The 19,071-nt window shown below is 50.5% G+C and carries 14 protein-coding genes; 9 read left to right on the plus strand and 5 right to left on the minus strand.

All coding sequences use genetic code 11. The annotated features are described in order from the left end of the window. Positions 1–2: 2 nt before the first annotated feature. The 5 genes from ACO0LM_RS20910 to ACO0LM_RS20930 all read left to right on the plus strand — a co-directional run bounded on the left by ACO0LM_RS20910 (position 3) and on the right by ACO0LM_RS20930 (position 8,279). A complete protein-coding gene (locus tag ACO0LM_RS20910) occupies positions 3–662 on the plus strand; it encodes a DUF4194 domain-containing protein (protein ID WP_423039560.1) in 660 nt (219 codons plus the stop codon). Then, positions 652–4,035, plus strand: coding sequence for an ATP-binding protein (locus ACO0LM_RS20915; RefSeq protein WP_423039562.1), 3,384 nt, complete (start codon positions 652–654; stop codon positions 4,033–4,035). The genes ACO0LM_RS20910 and ACO0LM_RS20915 overlap by 11 nt, the downstream gene beginning before the upstream one ends. Next, complete coding sequence (locus ACO0LM_RS20920) at positions 4,032–5,234, plus strand: DUF3322 domain-containing protein (RefSeq protein ID WP_423039564.1); 1,203 nt, start codon at positions 4,032–4,034, stop codon at positions 5,232–5,234. The genes ACO0LM_RS20915 and ACO0LM_RS20920 overlap by 4 nt, the downstream gene beginning before the upstream one ends. 12 nt (positions 5,235–5,246) lie before the next feature. Further along, positions 5,247–5,855, plus strand: a complete 609-nt coding sequence (locus ACO0LM_RS20925) for a hypothetical protein (RefSeq protein ID WP_423039566.1) — start codon at positions 5,247–5,249, stop codon at positions 5,853–5,855. Positions 5,856–6,242: 387 nt separating this feature from the next. After that, on the plus strand, positions 6,243–8,279 hold the full coding sequence (locus ACO0LM_RS20930) for a di-heme-cytochrome C peroxidase (protein WP_423039568.1): 2,037 nt from the start codon (positions 6,243–6,245) through the stop codon (positions 8,277–8,279). 195 nt (positions 8,280–8,474) lie between these two features. On the opposite strand, the gene ACO0LM_RS20935 is transcribed toward ACO0LM_RS20930, so the two are convergent. The 3 genes from ACO0LM_RS20935 to ACO0LM_RS20945 form a co-directional block, all read right to left on the minus strand. After that, a complete protein-coding gene (locus ACO0LM_RS20935) occupies positions 8,475–10,340 on the minus strand; it encodes a hypothetical protein (protein ID WP_423039570.1) in 1,866 nt (621 codons plus the stop codon). A gap of 16 nt (positions 10,341–10,356) precedes the next feature. Beyond that, on the minus strand, positions 10,357–11,364 hold the full coding sequence (locus tag ACO0LM_RS20940; RefSeq protein ID WP_423039572.1) for a ferritin-like domain-containing protein: 1,008 nt from the start codon (positions 11,362–11,364) through the stop codon (positions 10,357–10,359). A gap of 590 nt (positions 11,365–11,954) precedes the next feature. After that, the gene (locus ACO0LM_RS20945; protein WP_423039574.1) at positions 11,955–12,620 is read right to left on the minus strand and encodes a thioesterase II family protein; all 666 of its coding nucleotides are present in this window, start codon (positions 12,618–12,620) and stop codon (positions 11,955–11,957) included. 120 nt (positions 12,621–12,740) lie between these two features. Here ACO0LM_RS20945 and ACO0LM_RS20950 point away from each other — a divergent pair, with 120 nt between their 5' ends. After that, on the plus strand, positions 12,741–13,559 hold the full coding sequence (locus tag ACO0LM_RS20950) for a 4'-phosphopantetheinyl transferase family protein (RefSeq protein WP_423039576.1): 819 nt from the start codon (positions 12,741–12,743) through the stop codon (positions 13,557–13,559). A 902-nt stretch (positions 13,560–14,461) separates the two neighbouring features. Here the strand turns inward: ACO0LM_RS20950 and ACO0LM_RS20955 are convergent. Then, the gene (locus tag ACO0LM_RS20955; RefSeq protein ID WP_423039578.1) at positions 14,462–14,866 is read right to left on the minus strand and encodes a hypothetical protein; all 405 of its coding nucleotides are present in this window, start codon (positions 14,864–14,866) and stop codon (positions 14,462–14,464) included. After that, on the minus strand, positions 14,863–15,945 hold the full coding sequence (queG, locus tag ACO0LM_RS20960) for a tRNA epoxyqueuosine(34) reductase QueG (RefSeq protein WP_423039580.1): 1,083 nt from the start codon (positions 15,943–15,945) through the stop codon (positions 14,863–14,865). The genes ACO0LM_RS20955 and queG overlap by 4 nt, the downstream gene beginning before the upstream one ends. A 79-nt stretch (positions 15,946–16,024) precedes the next feature. Here queG and tsaE point away from each other — a divergent pair, with 79 nt between their 5' ends. From tsaE to ACO0LM_RS20975, 3 genes are all read left to right on the plus strand, one after another. Further along, positions 16,025–16,510, plus strand: a complete 486-nt coding sequence (gene tsaE / locus ACO0LM_RS20965; RefSeq protein WP_423039582.1) for a tRNA (adenosine(37)-N6)-threonylcarbamoyltransferase complex ATPase subunit type 1 TsaE — start codon at positions 16,025–16,027, stop codon at positions 16,508–16,510. Continuing rightward, on the plus strand, positions 16,474–17,892 hold the full coding sequence (locus tag ACO0LM_RS20970) for an N-acetylmuramoyl-L-alanine amidase (RefSeq protein WP_423039584.1): 1,419 nt from the start codon (positions 16,474–16,476) through the stop codon (positions 17,890–17,892). Before tsaE ends, ACO0LM_RS20970 begins: the two co-directional genes overlap by 37 nt. 252 nt (positions 17,893–18,144) lie before the next feature. Then, the gene (locus ACO0LM_RS20975; protein WP_423039586.1) at positions 18,145–18,795 is read left to right on the plus strand and encodes a hypothetical protein; all 651 of its coding nucleotides are present in this window, start codon (positions 18,145–18,147) and stop codon (positions 18,793–18,795) included. Positions 18,796–19,071: the final 276 nt, after the last annotated feature.

The following is a 19,071-nucleotide window of genomic DNA, read 5'->3' on the forward strand; positions in this document are numbered from 1 at the left end:
GCGTGGAAGCGCATACTGTCAATAGCCAATCTACATCCGATCAGGACAATGCCTTACCCCCGCTACTGATCAATTTACTCAAAACGGTACTATATCGTGAAGATGACGAGCAATTGTGGGGGGCTTTATTGAGGCTGCAAGCGAGGGTACGTGACTATGTTGCGATGCTCAATCTTGATCTGGTGCTTGATGAAGCAGAAGGCTACGCCTTTCTCAAAAGCTGCCCTGAGCCAGGCGAGCAGGAGGCAAAAACCAAAACCAGGGTACCGCGCCTGATAGCGCGACGCCCCCTGTCATTTCCTGTCAGTCTGTTATTGGCTTTGCTCAGAAAAAGGCTGGCAGAATTTGATGCCAGTGGTGGTGACACCCGCCTGGTTTTGAGCAAGGACGATATCGCCGGACTAATGCGTGTGTTTTTGCCCGACAGCAGTAACGAGGCCCGGCTGGTCGATCAGGTGGAAACCCATATCAACAAGGTGATAGACCTTGGCTTCGTGCGCAAATTAAAAACGGGCAACAATCCACAGAATTATGAGGTGCGACGTATACTGAAAGCCTTTGTCGATGCGCAATGGCTGGCCGACTTTGATGTGCGATTAGCCAGCTACCAGGCGCAACTTGCAGATGAGGAACCTGTGCAGGACAATAGCAATGATGAATGATGTGACACAATTAAACAGTGAATTCATGGCAGAGGCAGAGCTGTCAGGCTTTCGCCTGCACAGACTGGAAGTGCTGAACTGGGGTACCTTTGACAGCAAGGTCTGGACACTGCATCTGGATGGAAAAAATGGCCTACTGACAGGCGACATCGGTTCAGGCAAATCCACTCTGGTCGATGCGATCACCACTTTGCTGGTGCCGGCACAAAAAGCGGCGTACAACAAGGCCGCTGGCGCTGACAGCCGGGAGAGAAATTTGCGCTCGTATGTGCTGGGCTATTTCAAATCAGAACGTAATGAAGTCAGCGGTGTTGCCAAGCCGGTTTCGCTGCGCAAAGATAATAGTTATTCCGTGATATTGGCTGTTTTTCGCAACGCTGGTTTTGACCAGACCGTGACACTGGCACAGATGTTCTGGATGAAAGAGCCGCATGGCCAACCTGCCCGCTTTTTTGTCGGGGCAGAAAAAGATCTTTCTATCACAACTGACTTTGCCAATTTTGATGCAGACATCAATAAATTACGCAAAAGACTACGTGCATCAGGCGCGGATGTAGAAGAGACTTTTCCTAAATATGCGGCTTGGTTCAGGCGGCGTTTTGGTATAGAAAATGATCAGGCGCTGGAGTTATTCCATCAGACTGTATCGATGAAATCTGTCGGTAACCTGACCGACTTTGTACGTACCCACATGCTGGAACCCTTTGATGTAGTCAGTCGTACCGATGCGCTGATTTCTCACTTTGAAGATTTAAATCGTGCCCACGAAGCAGTATTGAAGGCAAAGCGGCAGACCAATATGCTGACACCGCTGGTCGCAGATTATGAATTGCATATCGTCAAGGCGGCAGAAATCGAACAATTGAAGCAATGCCGCGAAGGCTTGCCCAGTCATTTCGCCAGTTTGAAATTGCACTTGCTGACGCAACGTCTTGCGCATTTGGGAGAAGAATGGCTCCAACACAATGCGCAGATCAGGCAGTTGGAATTGCAACGTGAAAAGCAGAGTTTTGAGATTGACGACATCATCATTGCTATTGCCCACAATGGTGGAGATCGACTGGCAAAAATCGAGGTAGAGATAAGAGAAAAAGAAATCCTGCGCGAAAATCGCAAGAACAAGGCTGACCGTTATCGCCAGTTGTTAAGCGAACTCGGTGAAAAAGCAGCCGACCAGCAGCACGATTTTCTGGATCAAAACCAGGCTTTACGCTTATTGGCTGCGGACTTGAAGACTGATGAAGGTCGCCTGCAAAATACGCATACAGAACATGGCGTTACGTTCAGGCAAGCAAAAATTGAAAGAGACGAATTGCAGACTGAAATCAACAGTCTGAAACGCCGCCCCAATAATATCGACAGTAAGCAGATCAAAATACGTGAATTCTTGTGCGATGCGCTGGACATCACAGAAGATGAAATGCCCTTTTGCGGTGAGTTGATACAAATCCGCGATAACGAGCAAGAATGGGAAGGTGCAGCTGAGAGACTCATGCGCGGTTTTGCTCTGTCCATGCTGGTGCCAGAAAAGTACTATCAGCAAGTTGCAGAATGGGTCAATAGTAATCATCTGTATGGGCGCTTCGTGTATTTCCGTGTACATCAGCAAAGACGTGGCAACCTGCCGGCCACTCATGCTGATTCACTGACCAGGAAACTCGCCATCAAACCTGATTCTGCATTCTATGAATGGCTGGAACGTGAGCTGCTGCACCGCTTTGATGTGGCCTGTTGCGCAAGTCAGGCGCAATTCCGCCAGGAGGCCAGGGCAATTACCATGGCCGGGCAAATCAAAGACCCCAGTGGCCGTCACGAGAAAGATGATAGCCACAGCATCAGTGACCGCAGCCGTTATGTACTGGGTTGGTCCAATGCCCCCAAGCTTGCAGCTTTGGAAAAGAAAGGCCGCCAACTGGAAGCCGATATGCACCGCGTCATGAAGTTGATGAACGACGCCAAAGCCGTACAAAACGCAGCAAAAGCCAAGATTAGCGCTCTCGACAAACTGGAAGAATTCAAGGATTTTGAAGAAATCAACTGGACAGGTCTGGTCGCAGAGATTGCCAATCTGCAGCTTGAAAGGCAAAGGCTGGAAGCTGCCTCTGATGTACTGCAGTCATTGAACCAGGATTTAAAAAATGCCAGGCATGCACTGAAAGAACTGGAAGCCCAGCTTGACGATTTCAAGAGTAAGCGTTCCATCAATAATAACAATAGAGAACTGGCCGAAAACTTGCAGAGCGCAGCACTGGCACTGCTACAACGCTTCACACCACAAAATGATGTCAGCATACTCCTTGAGAAATTACGTAACCAGGCTTTGGGCAAGCACACACTCACGGTTGAATCATGCGACCCACAAGAGCAGGAGGTTCGCAGTTTTATACAAAAAAATTTAGAAGCGGAAGACGATAAGCTGAGGAAACTGGCTAAAAAGGTCGGAGAAGCAATGTTCATGTTCAAAGCAGAATTCAAGCTTGAGACCGCTGATTTTGATTCCCACGTTGATGCCGGGTTTGAATACAAGAACCTTCTGGAGCAATTGCATCGCGATGACTTGCCACGCTTTGAAGCACGCTTCAAAGAAATGCTAAACGTCAATACCATCAATGAATTGGCCAATTTCAATGCGCAATTGGCACGGGAACGTGAAACCATCAAAGAACGCATTGCGCATATCAACCAGTCACTGATACAGATTGACTATAACCCTGGCCGCTACATCATCGTAGAGTCACAAATCAGCCCGGATGCCGACATACGCGACTTCCAGGCTGATTTGCGGGCCTGTACCGAGGGTACTTTAAGCGGTTCAGATGAAGCACAGTATTCAGAGACCAAATTCTTGCAAGTGAAGGCCATCATAGACCGCTTTCGCGGGCGTGAAGGATTGTCAGAACAGGACAAGCGCTGGACCGGCAAAGTAACGGATGTGCGCAACTGGTTCCTGTTCGCCGCCAGTGAAAGATGGCGCAGCAACGACGGCGAGTATGAACACTATTCAGATTCGGGCGGTAAGTCAGGCGGTCAAAAAGAAAAACTGGCCTACACCATTTTGGCTGCCAGCCTGGCCTATCAATTTGGTCTCGGTTGGGACAGGCAACGTTCACGCTCATTCCGCTTTGTGGTGATTGACGAAGCGTTTGGACGTGGCTCTGACGAATCAGCACAATATGGCTTGAATCTGTTTCAGCAGCTGAATCTGCAATTATTGATTGTCACGCCATTGCAAAAAATCCATATTATTGAACCTTATGTATCCAGTGTCGGTTATGTCCACAACGAAGATGGCCAGGCATCCAAATTGCGTAATTTATCGATAGAAGAATATCGCGAGCAAAAAATGCATATGCTGGTGGATGCACTGACATGAGCTGGACTGGTCCATCAGAACTAAAAGCCCAGTTGCATCGTCTATGGGAACGTGGCGATTTATCGCGCATGCAGTTGGAGCCAGATGTGCACTTCCCTCTGCGCTTGAATTTGAAAGTGCCAACATCCAGCGATGTAAGTGATCGCTTTGACGCTGTGCGGAAATGGATTGCAGAACTGACTTTAGCGCCCCACATACGCATAGAGTGGCGCGAAGTACGCCACCGCGTACATGGCTTGCAACGCCTGCCCTGTCAAGTGTGGGTAGACAGCCTGGATGCGGCTTTAGCTGTAGCAGGCAGAAAACGAGAAGCTGCACGTTTTCAATTGATGTTTGATGACACACTTCATAAACTCCCGGCCTTGCAATCGTGGCTAAAGAAACGGCCTATGCAGGCGCTGGAATTATATGATCGCTGGCCGCAGTTGCTGGCCATTGTCGCATGGTTATGCGCACATCCACGCCCTGCGATTTATCTGCGTCAGGTAGATATTGCTGGCGTACACAGCAAATTCATCGAGGCAAACCGTGCCGTATTATCAGAGTTGCTGGATCTGGCATTAACTCCAGATGCCATTGATGAGCACTACACAGGGAGCAGCCAGTTCGCGGCGCGATATGGATTTCTGGACAAGCCATTACGCTTGCGCTTTAGGGTACTTGACCAGCGTATGCAAATTTTAGCTGGCATCAGTCACCCGGACATCACCCTGGACGCAGACAGCTTTGCCCGTCTTGACTTATCTGGCAAGACTGTTTTTATTACCGAGAATGAAACCAATTTCCTGGCTTTTCCTAAAGTCGCTAATGCCATCGCTATTTTTGGCTCGGGCTATGGCTGGGACGCACTGGCACCCGCACAATGGTTGCATAACTGCACAATGTATTATTGGGGAGATATCGATACGCATGGCTTCGCGATTCTCAACCAGTTGCGTGAACATTTCCGGCATGTCACTTCATTTTTAATGGATAGGGAAAGTCTGCTGAGTCATGAAATGCATTGGTGTGAGGAGGGTAATCAAGTCACACATGATCTGCACATGCTAAACGCTGAAGAGCTTTCTGTGTTTGAAGACTTGCGTAACCAACGTTTGGGAAAAAACCTGAGACTGGAACAAGAACGCATACAATTTGAGTATGTAATGAATGAATTATTCAAAATTACCAATGCACCACAGATACAGAATCAAGCCTGAACATTATCCCCAATGACAACAGAACTTCGATTTTATCTGGCCGCCTGGATCAGCTACTGCATCCTGTGTACGTGGCTATATCTTTCCGACCGTAGCGCCTTTCCCTTGCAAGGCTACAAATCATTTCTGCTGGTGCCATGGAAACTGATCACTTTCAGCATTGCTGCAATTGGGGTTACTGTGGTTGCACCTTATACCGCTGATCCTACCTGGGATTATTTTGACGCTGCCATGATGTCCGCGTTAACATTCTTGACTGCACCATGGGCGACGGGAACGATCTATTTGGGAATAAGGGGCAAGGCCAGGGTCAGGCATGTACTGGTCGCTATTGGTTTGTGGATGTTTTCTGCGAGCTGGTGTTATGACCTGTATCTTTTAATCAGGGATGGCCACTACCCGATTACCTGGGACGCAAATATTTATGCGTCGTCCGTGCTTTATCTGAGCGCGGGTCTGTTGTGGAATCTTGAATATAGAACTGGCCGGGGAGTGACATTTTCTTTTCTTGAGCCAGAATTTCCTGGCCGCCCGCAGCAAGCGGGTTTTACCAAAATCGCCTTATTTGGTCTGCCTTTTATGATTCTTGCTATCTGTTGTATTGGCTATTTTCTTATCTAAAGACAGAAAAACCATGTGTATGAAAGCGCCCTGGGTACTGCCAGATGCGATTTCTATAGACTGGGTAATTGTCGTGTCCTTGAAAACAAATTTCCAGACAGTTTTGCCATTGACCACGGAAAATGACACGTCACTGCCAACAAAGTTGATCACACCACCATTAGCGGTAGCACTAACAACGTCAACTGAGGAAGCGACGGGTTCGCCAGTCAGCATTTTGATGATGGCATGGACTTCTGTCCTGATATGTGTTGCTAAACACACACATATATTGCAATTTGTACAGTAATCTGACTAAAAAGAATTAAAATATCAGCATGATAAAAATACAATCATAAATAACTCCAACTCACCGGATTTCTCGCGTCTCTCCACGCAGGGGGTATCATGAAACTTCCAAAAATAAAATTCAAAATATGGCACGGCTTCTTGCTGCTCATTTTGCTGTTCATCATTCCACCTTTGATCATCACCTTGTCACAAAGCTGGGAAGTGTCTGACAGTGACCCGGATCGTGGTGCAGTTTCGGTCAAGCAAGATGTGTTTGGTGACAGCGCGGGCAAGATTGTGTATCTGGAGCAAAACTGGAAGCCTGAGCAAAGCCTGTGGTTTTACACCACGACTCAGGGTTCTAATTTATTGCCTTATGATTTTTTCCTGGTGCTGGAACAGGCTGACAAACCTGCGCTGTTTCGCAGTGACGAAAACATCAACCGCTACCGCTATCTGCCGCAGAAAAAGACATCCAGCAATCCGGATGCCTTGCCCGTGGGCTTTGTCAAAGACAATTACCTGAGCAAAAATTATGTGGGCTTTACCTGTGCGGCTTGCCATACCGGGCAAATCAATTTCAAAGGTACGGGCATGCGTATCGATGGTGGCCCGGCCAGTGCAGACATGGCGGGTTTCCTGAAAGGGCTGACCGATGCGATGGTGGCAGTCAGGGATAAACCGGACGTGCAAAAACGCTTTGTCCAGGCTGTCATGCAAAACGGCGCATATGGCAGTGAGGCAGATGTCATCGCCGATATCAAAACCTATACGCTGCGTCTGACCAGCTATAACATCATCAACCACAGCCCTGTCGAATATGGCTATGCAAGGCTGGATGCGTTTGGCCGCATCTATAACCGCACGCTGGAGCATTTGCTAAACCGCCAGCAAATAAAAGAAGTGCTGGACGATATCCTGACCGAGGATGAGGTGAGCACTGCGCTGGCGGGTATAGGCCAGGACATCAGCTCTGCTGATCGCGACAAGATCATGGAAAGAGTGGCCACCTCTGCCAAGAACATCGTCAAGCTCAGGCAAGAATTATTCATCAAGGCGGATGCGCCTGTCAGTTACCCATTCTTGTGGGATATTGCCCAGCATGATTATGTGCAATGGAATGGGCTTGGGGCGAATGGTGGACTGGGCCCATTGGGTCGCAATACCGGTGAAGTGATTGGTGTCTTTGGCTCGCTGGACTGGCATGAAAGCAGCCGTTTCTCGCTGACTTCATTGATTTCTGGCCAGGGCTGGACCAAGAAGGTCATAGAATTTGATAGCTCCATCAATACCCAGAACCTGCGCCGTATAGAAGACCAGTTGACTGAATTGCAGTCACCGCAATGGCCACAAGAGATCTTGGGCAAACTGGACCAAACCCGCATCAAGCGCGGTGACAAACTGTTTGCCAGTTATTGCGCCAGTTGCCATGCAGAGATAGATCGCAGTTCCGCACAACGCCGTGTGGTGGCCCATATGTCCAAGCTGGAAGAAGTCGGCACCGATCCGACCATGGCAAACAATAGTATCAAATACGAAGGTTATTCCGGCATCTTGCGTAATCAATATGTGAGTGCGGGCGTGGGTAATGTCTTGCTCGACAAAAAAGCACCTATCGCTGCCCTGCTGACCAAGGCGACTTTGGGGGTAGTGACTACACCAGATGCAGACAAGGGCTTCATACGCCGCTGGTCAGAATGGTTGCACAATATCATTCAGGCCTTGTTCGGCAATGAAATCCATGATTCCAACAAGCATGGCAATTACAACCCCGATACAACGATGACACCCTATTCTTCGCTGCAGGCCTACAAGGGGCGCTCACTGAATGGCATCTGGGCAACCGGGCCGTATCTGCATAATGGGTCTGTACCTACCTTGTACGATTTATTGCTGCCAGCAAGCTGCCCTGCCGATCAAAAAGATGCTGAATGCCGGCCTGAAAAATTTCTGGTGGGTTCACGTGAGTTTGACGTGGAAAAAGTTGGCCTGAAAAGTAGCGGCTATGAAGGTTTTACTTTCGATACCAGATTGAATGGCAATCGCAATACAGGCCATGAATACGGTACCAGAGCCCCCAAAGAAGCTGGTGATTTGCCTATGCTGACGAAAGAACAAAGGCTGGACTTGCTGGAGTATTTGAAGGCCCAGTAAGCATCATTGCCAGGCCGGTGTTGATACTGCCATCAACACCGGTGTTTAGCCCCTTGCAGCCCAGGTAGAAATGGGAATAACCAGACCACTCTATGTCCATGCCATAACACGATCAAATCCATGCAAAAAAGCCACCTGAAAATGGTGGCTTTTCATTGTTCATGCAAAAGCTGTTTCTACATCCTTCTCAAAAAACTATTTCTTGTCAGGGCTACGCAAGGACCGGCTCAATTGCGCGAAGTACGACAAGCTTTCTGGTTCTTGCTCAAGCTTGCTGGCAGCCAATGCCGCTGTCGCGACTTGTTTGCTGGCTGTGCTAGTTGTGCTTGCAACGGCTTCTGTAGCAATCTCGGCAGCAGGTCTGTCGAGAAATTTGTAGAGCAAGCTGCGCTGTCCAGCCGTCAGGTCACGGGTTACCGGCATGAATAAATAGCTTTCAAATGCAGCCGGTACGGTCAGGCGGTGCAGTATGGAGGCATAGCTATGTATCTGTGCCGGATTGGCCAGATCGAGCCAGTTATCCATGCAGGGGGCCATGGCATTCCAGTTGATCAGCACATGTTTGTAAACATTGTCCCAGGTAGCAGGCAAGGCGGCGATGTCATTGTCGGCAGCACGTACGCGCACATAGGCGTAGGTATAGGTCTGGGTACTCAGGCCAGCTGCTGGTGCAGGCATGTTCTTGCCAGCTACGGGTATGTAGGCATACACCTGGCCCTTGCTGGCATCGGCACCGACACTTAACCTACCTTCGCCGTCGGTCTGCAGGTTTTGCGTGGCGGTCACCGTGCCGCCACTTGCCGACATCTGGAACAAGGTGACATCACTGACCTGGAACAACGGCTTGCCATGCTTATACGTCTGGAATTTGACTGAACTGGCCGGCCCCTGGTCAAGATACAGATTTGGCGTGCGTGGTATCAGGCGCAATGGGGCTTCTGCCAGCAAGACCTTGCCATCGGAAGTGCGCAATTCCCAGTCAGCCTGCGCGGCTTCGCTGGCATGATTGATATTGAGGCTGACTATACCTGAGCCTGCCTCATAGGCGGCACGGTCATACTGACTGTAGTTGAGACTGCCCAGCAAATATTCTTTCTTGTTTTGCCTGTCGACTGCAAAGAGTTGCAATGTTCCCCAGTCAAGTTTTTTCAAATCGGCACCGGTTTCACTGACGCTATTGGATAAGTCCAGACTGACCTGGTTTTTGTCCAGACGTGCATGGGCAGCAGCAAACAGTGGTTTTACTTTGGGGAGTGGCGGCAATAGTGCCCTGTCACCTGGCTCATGCATGGGTTCGCCCTTGCGCCAGACACCAATGGTACCGACTATCAAGCTACGGGCCGGGTTGGGTTGAAAGCCACCAGCCATCAATTTGTCATATAGCAGGCCAGACTGGATGTCACCAGACCCTGGGACTGCATTGCTGAGTGTGGGGTCATCAAAATAAATGGTGTGATAGGCATTGAAACTGATGACGATGCCTTCTGCATCAGCTTCTTGCAAGGCATGCTGCAAGGCCGCCAGGGCGGCACTTTTATGGCTATCAATTTTTAAGCCTGCTGTTGCGAAGGAGGTTTGCCAGTTCACTGAAGCACCGCCAGCGGTATAGCCAAATGAATTGCGTGAGAAATTGATATACCGCGCAGTAAAGCGTTCATTACGCGGTGCCGCAATGCGGCAACCACCATCAATGCCAAAACTGATGGCATCGAAAAACAGTTGTGATGTGCAGGCACCATAAGGTTCCAGATCGATCAGCATCGCATTCAGGTTGCACGGTGCGCCACAGAGTTTGTCTGTCGTGACCAAACCATGGCCAAGATCAACGGACGACACGAAAGCGTCAAAGAACTTAACTCTATGGGTGCCATGTGGATTCCAGTTGCCATCTGTTTTGACGGCCTCTATGGCACTCTGGCGAAACTGGCTCATGGTCTCGGGCGGTGTCAACACCGTTTGAGACTTGTCCTCGTTATAAAAAACTGGATCGTTATTAGTGACGATGGGGTCCCAGGAAATTTGCCCCTTGAAATGTATGCGCGGTATTTGCAGGATACTCATGCTGTTCTCTCCCGTTTCAGATTTTCTTGTAGATGAAGGCTGGCCCGGCGACCTTGTGCTTGTCTGCCAGGGGCGCGTGCAAAGCCTGGATGGCAGCCATGCGTAAATCAAACATCTTGCGTACCGCTATCCCCAGTTGTGCCGCATTGCCATTCAACGCCAGGTTCAAGGAATCGACCATGGCGCTATAGGCGATGGTGCACGCTTCTTGCGCTTGCCTGGCAGCGGTCGGCTCTTTGGAAAAATCATGCAATTGCGGATCAGCAATGGCGGGATAGACCTTGGTATAGTCCACACCCAAAGGCCCGCCCCAGGAAAAACCCTGTTTGGAATCGCTACTGGTCAGTACCTGGTCTCGATAAATTTCTTCAAAGCGATAGAAGTGCGCCAGTTCCTTGCCGAAGTCCAGCGGGCTGTCACTCGCACCCTCGCCTTCGGAAACGATAACCTGGATAGCCTTGTGCGCATCCGCATAATTGTTCACTGCAAATAACTGACCAGGGAAAAATTGTTTATCGACAATCTGGTTACGGCCAACATGCCAGGCTGCGGCAGGCAAGGTTTTCAGGTAGGCATCCAGGGCTTCATAGAACTGACCTATGGTAACGGCCTTGACGGCGGCCAGCTCCAGCATTTTGAGTTGCGGGAAAACGATGGGGTCAACCGGCGTTTCTATATTCATGCCCTGTTGCATGGCAGGCTTGCCAAAGGGCAGGATATGCAGGGTAAGGACTTGGCCCTCATGACCGATATCGCCAGGCAAGGGGCCGGGATAAGTGGGCGCATTCAGCTTGGGGCTGCCGCCCAGGGCATTGAGGATATTCGCCGCCAGGCAGAGATGGATCATTTCCTGGTGGGTAATCGATTGCAGGCGCGCCATGGCTGGCGCATTGCTACCCGGCAGTATCGTCAATTGTGCATACAGATACGGCGGCAAAGTGCCAAATTCAACATTGATGGCCGTCTCCAGCATGGCCTGCGCCTGGGCAATGCTGGTAATAGGGGATAGCTTTAAAAGTATCATGTTTCCCCCTTGCATACATCAAGATAAGCGATAGAAATGTGCGTATTCATATGACTTTCTCCTTTTACTGAAGAACCTATGACAAAAATAAAGATTGCCGGTGCGGCAATCGCGGGTTTGCCTCATGCGGTTTGCGCAAACTGCAGGCAATACTTAGTGTGCTTAAATGGAATAATTCAACTGCTGAAGCAGCTTAGAACCCGCTTACGATCTTACTGCGCGAGCGTGATCGGGGCTCATGTGCTGCTCAAAATGCTCATGTACTACAGTACATTCCGCTTTTTGCGCTGCTCTTCTCCCCGCTGACGCTCGCTCGCTACAGATCGTAAACAGGTTCTTAGGAAGGGAAGGTAAAATTAATATTTTAACTTTACTATATGATAATAATTTTGCGCTAATTATTTTGACAAATTTGCATTAATGAGACATTTGTCAACATTTTTCAAACTTGCAGTATTGTTGTCCGTGTTGTCCGGCACAGGGAACTGCCATCAGCGCTTCAAAGGGCAATGGCTTATTGGCATCAAAAGGAAGTGGTGAAGATTAGGGCTAGGCAGTCACATCCTGCCCATAAGCAGAATCCAGGAAAATCAGGCGATCAGGGCTTGCACTGTTTGAATCTCATCAAACAGGAAAAAATGTCCTCCGTCAAACAAATGTACTTCAGGCACGCGGACAAAGCAGTCGGCCCAGGCCAGGCCATCGGCCAAGGCTATCCGCTCATCCTTGCCCAGCAAGATATGTACTGGACCATCATAGTCACGCAGGCTGCCATCGCTATAAGCTTCTGCTGCGCCTATGTCAGCGCGTAGTATGGGTTCAAACAATTCCACCAATTGCGGTTCTGCCAGCACTTCTGCTGATATGCCGCCCATATTCGCCACCCATTCCAGAAATTCTTTCTGTGGTAGTTCTGCATGGTGTTGCAATACGCGACTATGGGGTGCCGCAGCACCAGACATTACCAGCCTTGCTGGCAGACTGGCACCCAGTTCCACCAGGCGATCCAGCATGGCCAGCGCGATATAGGCTCCCATGCTATGGCCAAACAGCACATAGGCGCTGCCGGCAGTAGCGCGCAAGGTGGGTTCCAGCAAGGCCGATACCATTTCCGGAATGCTATGCATCAGCGGCAGGCGCATGCTGCTGCCGTGGCCGGGTGGGTCCAGCGTAATCCATTCATACATATGGTCCCGTGCCAGTCTGGCGTAGCTATAGCTGCTACCCCCTGCAAACGGATAGGCGATAATTTTCAATGCGATTTCCTTTTTATTGTTTGCCACCAGACTGGATTAAAATTGTGGCACTTACCTCAGGCATTTGTTTTGCATGACAGACGAAAAAATATAATGCCGCAAAAACCAGAAAAACGCACCATGTCTGACGATACACCACCGTCATCAATAACTGCCACGCCCGAAATCTGGCTAGCCAGCCTGGCACAGTTGCGTGAATATCGGCCCGGTTTACAAGACCTATTGAGCAGCGCCGAACAGGCTCGCTGCCAACGCTATATGCACCAGGATGACAGGGACCGTTATCTGGGCGGGCGTGCCCTGGTCAAACTGGCTGTCGCCATCAACACAGGTGTGCCGGTACAGGATATGTCCATTGTGCTAGCAACATCTGGCAAGCCCGCTATCGTTTTTGCACGACACGCACCACCACCACCACCAAGCATCAGCATTTCTCATGCCGGTGAACTGATTATCGTTGCTCTTGGCAATATGTCAGACATCGGTGTCGATGTTGAATTATTACATCATGATGTCAACCTGGATGAGCTGATGTCTGTGGTCTGCAGCGCCAGTGAAATCGCAGAGATTAATCGCCTGAACAGCAAAAGCAGGACGCAAAAATTTTACGAATTCTGGGTACTGAAAGAAGCTTACCTGAAAGCGACCGGTGATGGACTTTCTGCCGATGCAAGGCGACTGATATTCAGTGTCGGTGCGGCATCAGGCGTCAGCCTGATTCAGGGCCTGGATAATCGGTCCGATGGCACATGGAATTTTTTACTGCATCAATACGACAATCAACATGTGATGGCACTGGCGAGCAGGAGATGGCACGTCGTTGGGGAAGGTGTAGATGCAGGTGTAGGCGATGGCGAAGCTGCCGGTGCCTCAGGTGAATTGTCATGCACGGATGCAGAAGCTTTGCTGAAGAGTTACTGCTTCCGCAATAAGACTTAGTGTTTGATCTGGTTCCATCAGAGAATCAGTTTTTTCTGGCTCCGGTCAAGGTGGTTTTTGGTTGATCTGCGTCGCTCTCGCCGTTCCGGTGCGGGCTGGAGGCTACCGTGCTGGTGCTCCAGGGACTTTCGTAGTATGCCTGAGTCGTTATAAAACGATTGCGCTTCGTGGACACAAGCCGGGTCTCGGCCCGGCGGCCGAATTCCTTTCTTTGCTTCGCCAAAGAAAGGAATCAAAGAAAGGCGACCGCAGACTTGCCCTACGGGTGCTTACGCTACGCTTCAGCATAATTTGTGCATCACAAAAAATGGGAAGATCCGCAACTCGCTTCGCTCAAACATCGGATCTTCTTTTTCCATTTTCTGTGACGCACAAATTACATCGTCCCAAGCGGATTAAAGTCAACAGCAACTGCAACAACAAAGTCAAAACCAACGTCAACACAACCACCAGTTATATTTATTTGAATTCTGTCGACCAACGATGATGTAGGGGTTGCAGTTGCAGTTGCTTTTGACTCTAAGCCGCTTGGGACGAAGCCATTTGTGTAGTGCAGAAAATGGAAAAAGAAGGTCCGATGTTTGAGCGTAGCGAGTTGCGGACCTTCCCATTTTTTGCGCTACATAAATGGGTACTCCCGAAGGGAGCGAGTCTGCGGTCGCCTTTCTTTGATTCCTTTCTTTGGCGAAGCAAAGAAAGGAATTCGGCCGCCGGGCCGAGACCCGGCTTGGTTCTACGAAGAGCAATCGCTTTAATTAACGACACGGCATACCACGACAGACACTAGGCTACAGCCTGCGCTGGAGCGACGATATGATGATTGCTGTTAATTTACCGGCATGCGGCTTGTGTCCATGAAGACCGATTGCGTCAATCAAAGCACGGCATTTAACCTTAGCACATTAAAACTCGCAATCTTTCATATCAGGAAAATCACACCCTTCATCGTCAATCGCCACAATATGAACAGAAGGTACCATTTCAAAAGTAATCGTGTGATAATGAAATCCACGACCCCCATGACCATACCGTATTGTCCGTTTTGAACCAGAATATCCCGCCCAGTTAATCCCACGCCAGGGCAGCGCTGCATCTCTTCTAAAATCCGTTTGTTCGTAATTTTCGCCAATATCCGCGAAAGAGCACTGATGACATAGATCGACCAGTGTCTTCATCACATCAGATGGAATGGCCACCTTTCTGTTGACCGGCGTATATCCAGGCTTGTTATAAACTGGCTCTGAATAGCCACAGGCAGTTGCCAACAATGCCAAGCAAAAGACGGGAATTAATTTTAATTTTTTCACACTACAACCCCATGCCGCCCCAACGCCCACCCCACATGCTCCCTCACCATCTCCGACGGATGCGTCAACCGCGCCTGCAAGGCCGCCACAATCTCTGCATCGCCGCGCATGCTGGTCGCCGCATTCCCCAAACCAACCGCGATATTCCTTAACCAGCGTTCATGCCCTATGCGCCGTATCGGGCTGCCTTCCAGCATGCGCAGGAACTGTTCTTCGGTCCAGGCAAACAAATGCACCATGCGGGCATTGTCAAGACCGTTGCGAACGGCGAAATCATCCACGGCTGCCGCCTGGGCGAATTTGTTCCAGGGGCAGACCAGTTGACAGTCATCACAGCCATACACACGGTTGCCTATCAAGGGGCGCAACTCTACCGGTATGCTGCCGTGCAATTCTATGGTCAGGTAAGACACACACAGGCGCGCATCCACCGTGTACGGGGCGACAATTGCCTTGGTCGGGCAGATATCCATGCAAGCACTGCATTGGCCACAATGCTGGCCCACTGGTTCATCCACCGGTAAAGGCAGGTCGATCAGGATTTCACCCAGGAAGAACATCGATCCGGCTTCACGACTCAACAGCAGGCTATGCTTGCCCCGCCATCCAAGGCCAGCCTTTGCTGCCAGGGCCACTTCCATGACCGGGGCAGAATCGGTGAATACCCGGTAACCAAAGGGGCCTATCGCCTGTTCTATGCGCTCGGCCAGTTGTTGCAGGCGGGTGCGTAAGACCTTGTGGTAGTCGCGCCCGCGTGCATACAAGGAAATCACGGCTTTATCGGCAGCCTGCCCCTGCTCTTCGGCGCGCCAGCTATCGGTTTTTGGCAGATAATTCATGCGGGCAGAAATTACCCTGACGGTGCCTGGCACCAGTTCTGCCGGGCGGGTACGCTTACTGCCGTGGCTGGCCATGTAGGCCATTTCGCCATGGTAGCCAGCGTCCAGCCAGTCCTGGAAACTGGCTTCGATATGTGACAGGTCAACATCGGCAATGCGCAGTTCGGCAAAACCGAGTTCCTTGCCCCACAGGCGTATTTGCCCCGCCAGATCGGCCAGGACGGTGCTATCCAGACTCATGCCCTTGCCCCTGCGGTGCACACAGAGTGTGGGTGATGTGCTATGTTTAGCGAATTCATGAATAAGAACTTTGCAGGAAATGTCACATTATAAGACCACACTCGCCGATGAAGCAGCCACCCAGGCCCTGGGTAAATGCCTGGCGCATGCACTGACACCGGGCATGAGCATTTTTTTGCACGGCGACCTGGGGGCCGGCAAGACCGCCCTGACGCGTGCCATGATCCATGCGGCAGGTCACGCCGGCAACGTCAAAAGCCCGACTTATACCCTGGCCGAACCCTACCAGGTCCGCCTGAAGGGCCAAACTGTCACCATCATGCATTTTGACCTGTATCGCATGATCAGTGCAGATGAATTTGCTGAAGCTGGCTTCCGTGATGAGTTTAACGACAGCAATATTTGTGTGGTGGAATGGCCAGAAAAAGCCGATGGTGTGCTGCCCGAACCCGATTTGAATATATTTTTGCGCGTCGCCGGTGACGGTCGTGAGGTAGAATTGCACGCGTTGTCTGCCAAAGGTGTCGCATGTCTCGCATTACTCAAGTTTGCCCCGAATCTGTAAACGCTGTAAATACTACGGTGCGTTCCCAAAAACGCCGCGTCCTACTGAAGGCCGGCGGCACCCTGCTGCTTTCCGTGATTGCCCCGACAGCAGCCAATGCAGCGCAAATACTGGCCGTGCGCGTCTGGCCGGCAGAAGACTATACCCGTGTCACGCTGGAAAACGACAGTGAACTGAAAACCAGCCATTTTGTGCTGAAAGACCCATATCGCCTGTTTGTCGATATCGAAGGTCTGGAACTGAATGCCAAGCTGAAAGAACTGGTCGCCAAGATCAAGTCGAATGACCCTTACATCAAACAGGTGCGGGTAGGCCAGAACAAGCCGAACGTCGTGCGCCTGGTGTTTGATTTGAAAGAAGAAGTCAGCCCGCAGGTATTTACCTTGCAACCAGTGGGCAACTATAAACACCGCCTGGTATTTGACCTGTATCCTGCCAATCCGCCTGACCCCATCGCCGCCATGATAGAAAAAGGTGAATGGAACAAGGACGGCATTCCAGCGCCGGGGGCACCGAATACAGCAACAGGTAACGCCAGCAAGCCGGACGCCAAAACAGATGAAAAGCTGGCGGCCAAGCCAGAAACCCAGCAGCAGACCGCGCCGGAAAAACCGTCAGAAAAAGTGGTCGATAAGTCCACAGATAAGTCAGCGGACAAGCCCGTGCAACTGACACGCATGATCACCATCGCCATCGACCCCGGTCATGGCGGTGAAGACCCTGGTGCCATAGGTCGCGGTGGTAGCCGTGAAAAAGACGTGGTCTTGTCAATTGCCAAGCGACTCAAGGCAAAGATTGAACAGCATCCCAATATGCGTGTCATGCTGACGCGCGATTCAGATTATTTTGTACCGCTGAATGTCAGGGTGCAAAAAGCCCGTGCCGTGCAGGCTGATTTGTTCATGTCAGTGCATGCCGATGCCTTTGTCAATTCCAGCGCACGTGGATCGTCGGTGTTTGTGTTGTCAGAAAAAGGTGCCAGCTCTACTGCTGCACGCTGGCTGGCAGACAAGGAAAACGCCGCCGACCTGATCGGTGGCGTCAACATCAAAACCCATGACAGACAGTTGGCCAGCGTCTTGCTGGACCTGTCCACCACAGCACAGATCAATGACAGCCTGAAGCTTGGCAAGGTGGTGCTGAATGAAATCGGTGGCATCAACAAGTTGCACAAGGGCGCGGTTGAACAAGCTGGCTTTGCCGTATTGAAAGCACCAGACATACCCAGCATCTTGATAGAAACCGCCTTCATCTCCAACCCGGAAGAAGAAGCCAAGCTGACCGATGATGCCTATCAGGATCAATTGGCCGATGCAGTCATGAAGGGTATCAAAAAGTATTTCGCCAAAAACCCGCCACTTGCCAAAAACCGCATGACCTGAGAATGCCCGGGGGTTATACACGGCCTCCGCATCAGCTTCGTCACCTTCATCACCTTCATCGCACACACCAGTCACTGTTTGCATAGCGCTGCTGGCAGCAGCGCTGGTGATGGTTCACCTATGACACGCTAGACACACTAATACAGCGCAATTGCATGGTCTGAATTGTCGGCATGCTATGATTTGTTGGCAATCCATCACTCCCTCAACAACGGGCAGGCTCAGGCACTGCCGTAGCAACAGGACACCAGCATGGCAATTAAAAGTATTTTGAATGTGACCGCAGCAGCAGGCGTCAAACTGTCAACGCGCATCATCGCTTACACCGCCTTTGGCATCGTCTTCAACCTGTTCTTGCTGATTTTCTTTTCCAGTTCCGCAGGCAGAAACAGCAGTGCCGTGCCATGGGTACTGTTATTGCTGATGGCCTTGGCGTCACCCATCGTGTATTTCATCATGGGTAAAAAACAGGGCACCGCCACCGCCCTGCATTATATTGTTGACGAGCATGGCGATGACCTGAGCCGTTTTGTCGTCGGCAAACTGGCAGATACCTATCCACAATTGCTGGACACCCCGCAGGCCAGCGGCGGTGCCATTCATGAAAAACTGAGCGCCGTCATTGCCAGCATCAGCCAGCAATCAAGCATCAACAAGGCCATATTCGACAAGCTGCTGGAAAAGTTTGATTTTATTTCCGTCGTCGCTCGCGTGATGGAAAAAAATGTCGTCGATGGCCCTGCCACGCAAGAAGAAAAAGTGGAACGCATTGCCAGTGCGCTAAAAGCAGAAATCAATGTAGATACCCTGAAACCAGACATGCGCCAAACCCGCATACTGGTGGCAGGCAATGCCGGAATGGCGCTGGTGTGTGCGTGGATCTTGCCGATAATTTTCAGGTAAACAGTGCGCTCCAAAACGTATGTACGATTAGCCGAGCGTAATCGTACGCATGTCCTTGAATTAGTTTCATCGTCGCCCGGCATAACATACGTGCGATTACGCTTTGCTAATCTCACCTACGAACAGATATACTGAACCTGTGTAGGTACGATTAGATTCTATGGTTTCCGTCAAGTTTTTATTGCGACGAGATCGGGATTAAAGTCGGTCTTGCTCTTGATTAAGGTAAAAGCGATCCGCACTATTTTACGTGCGATGATCATAATGGTGGCCGTT

Source organism: Undibacterium sp. Di26W, from assembly GCF_049340265.1.
In the GTDB taxonomy this organism is placed as follows: domain Bacteria; phylum Pseudomonadota; class Gammaproteobacteria; order Burkholderiales; family Burkholderiaceae_D; genus Undibacterium.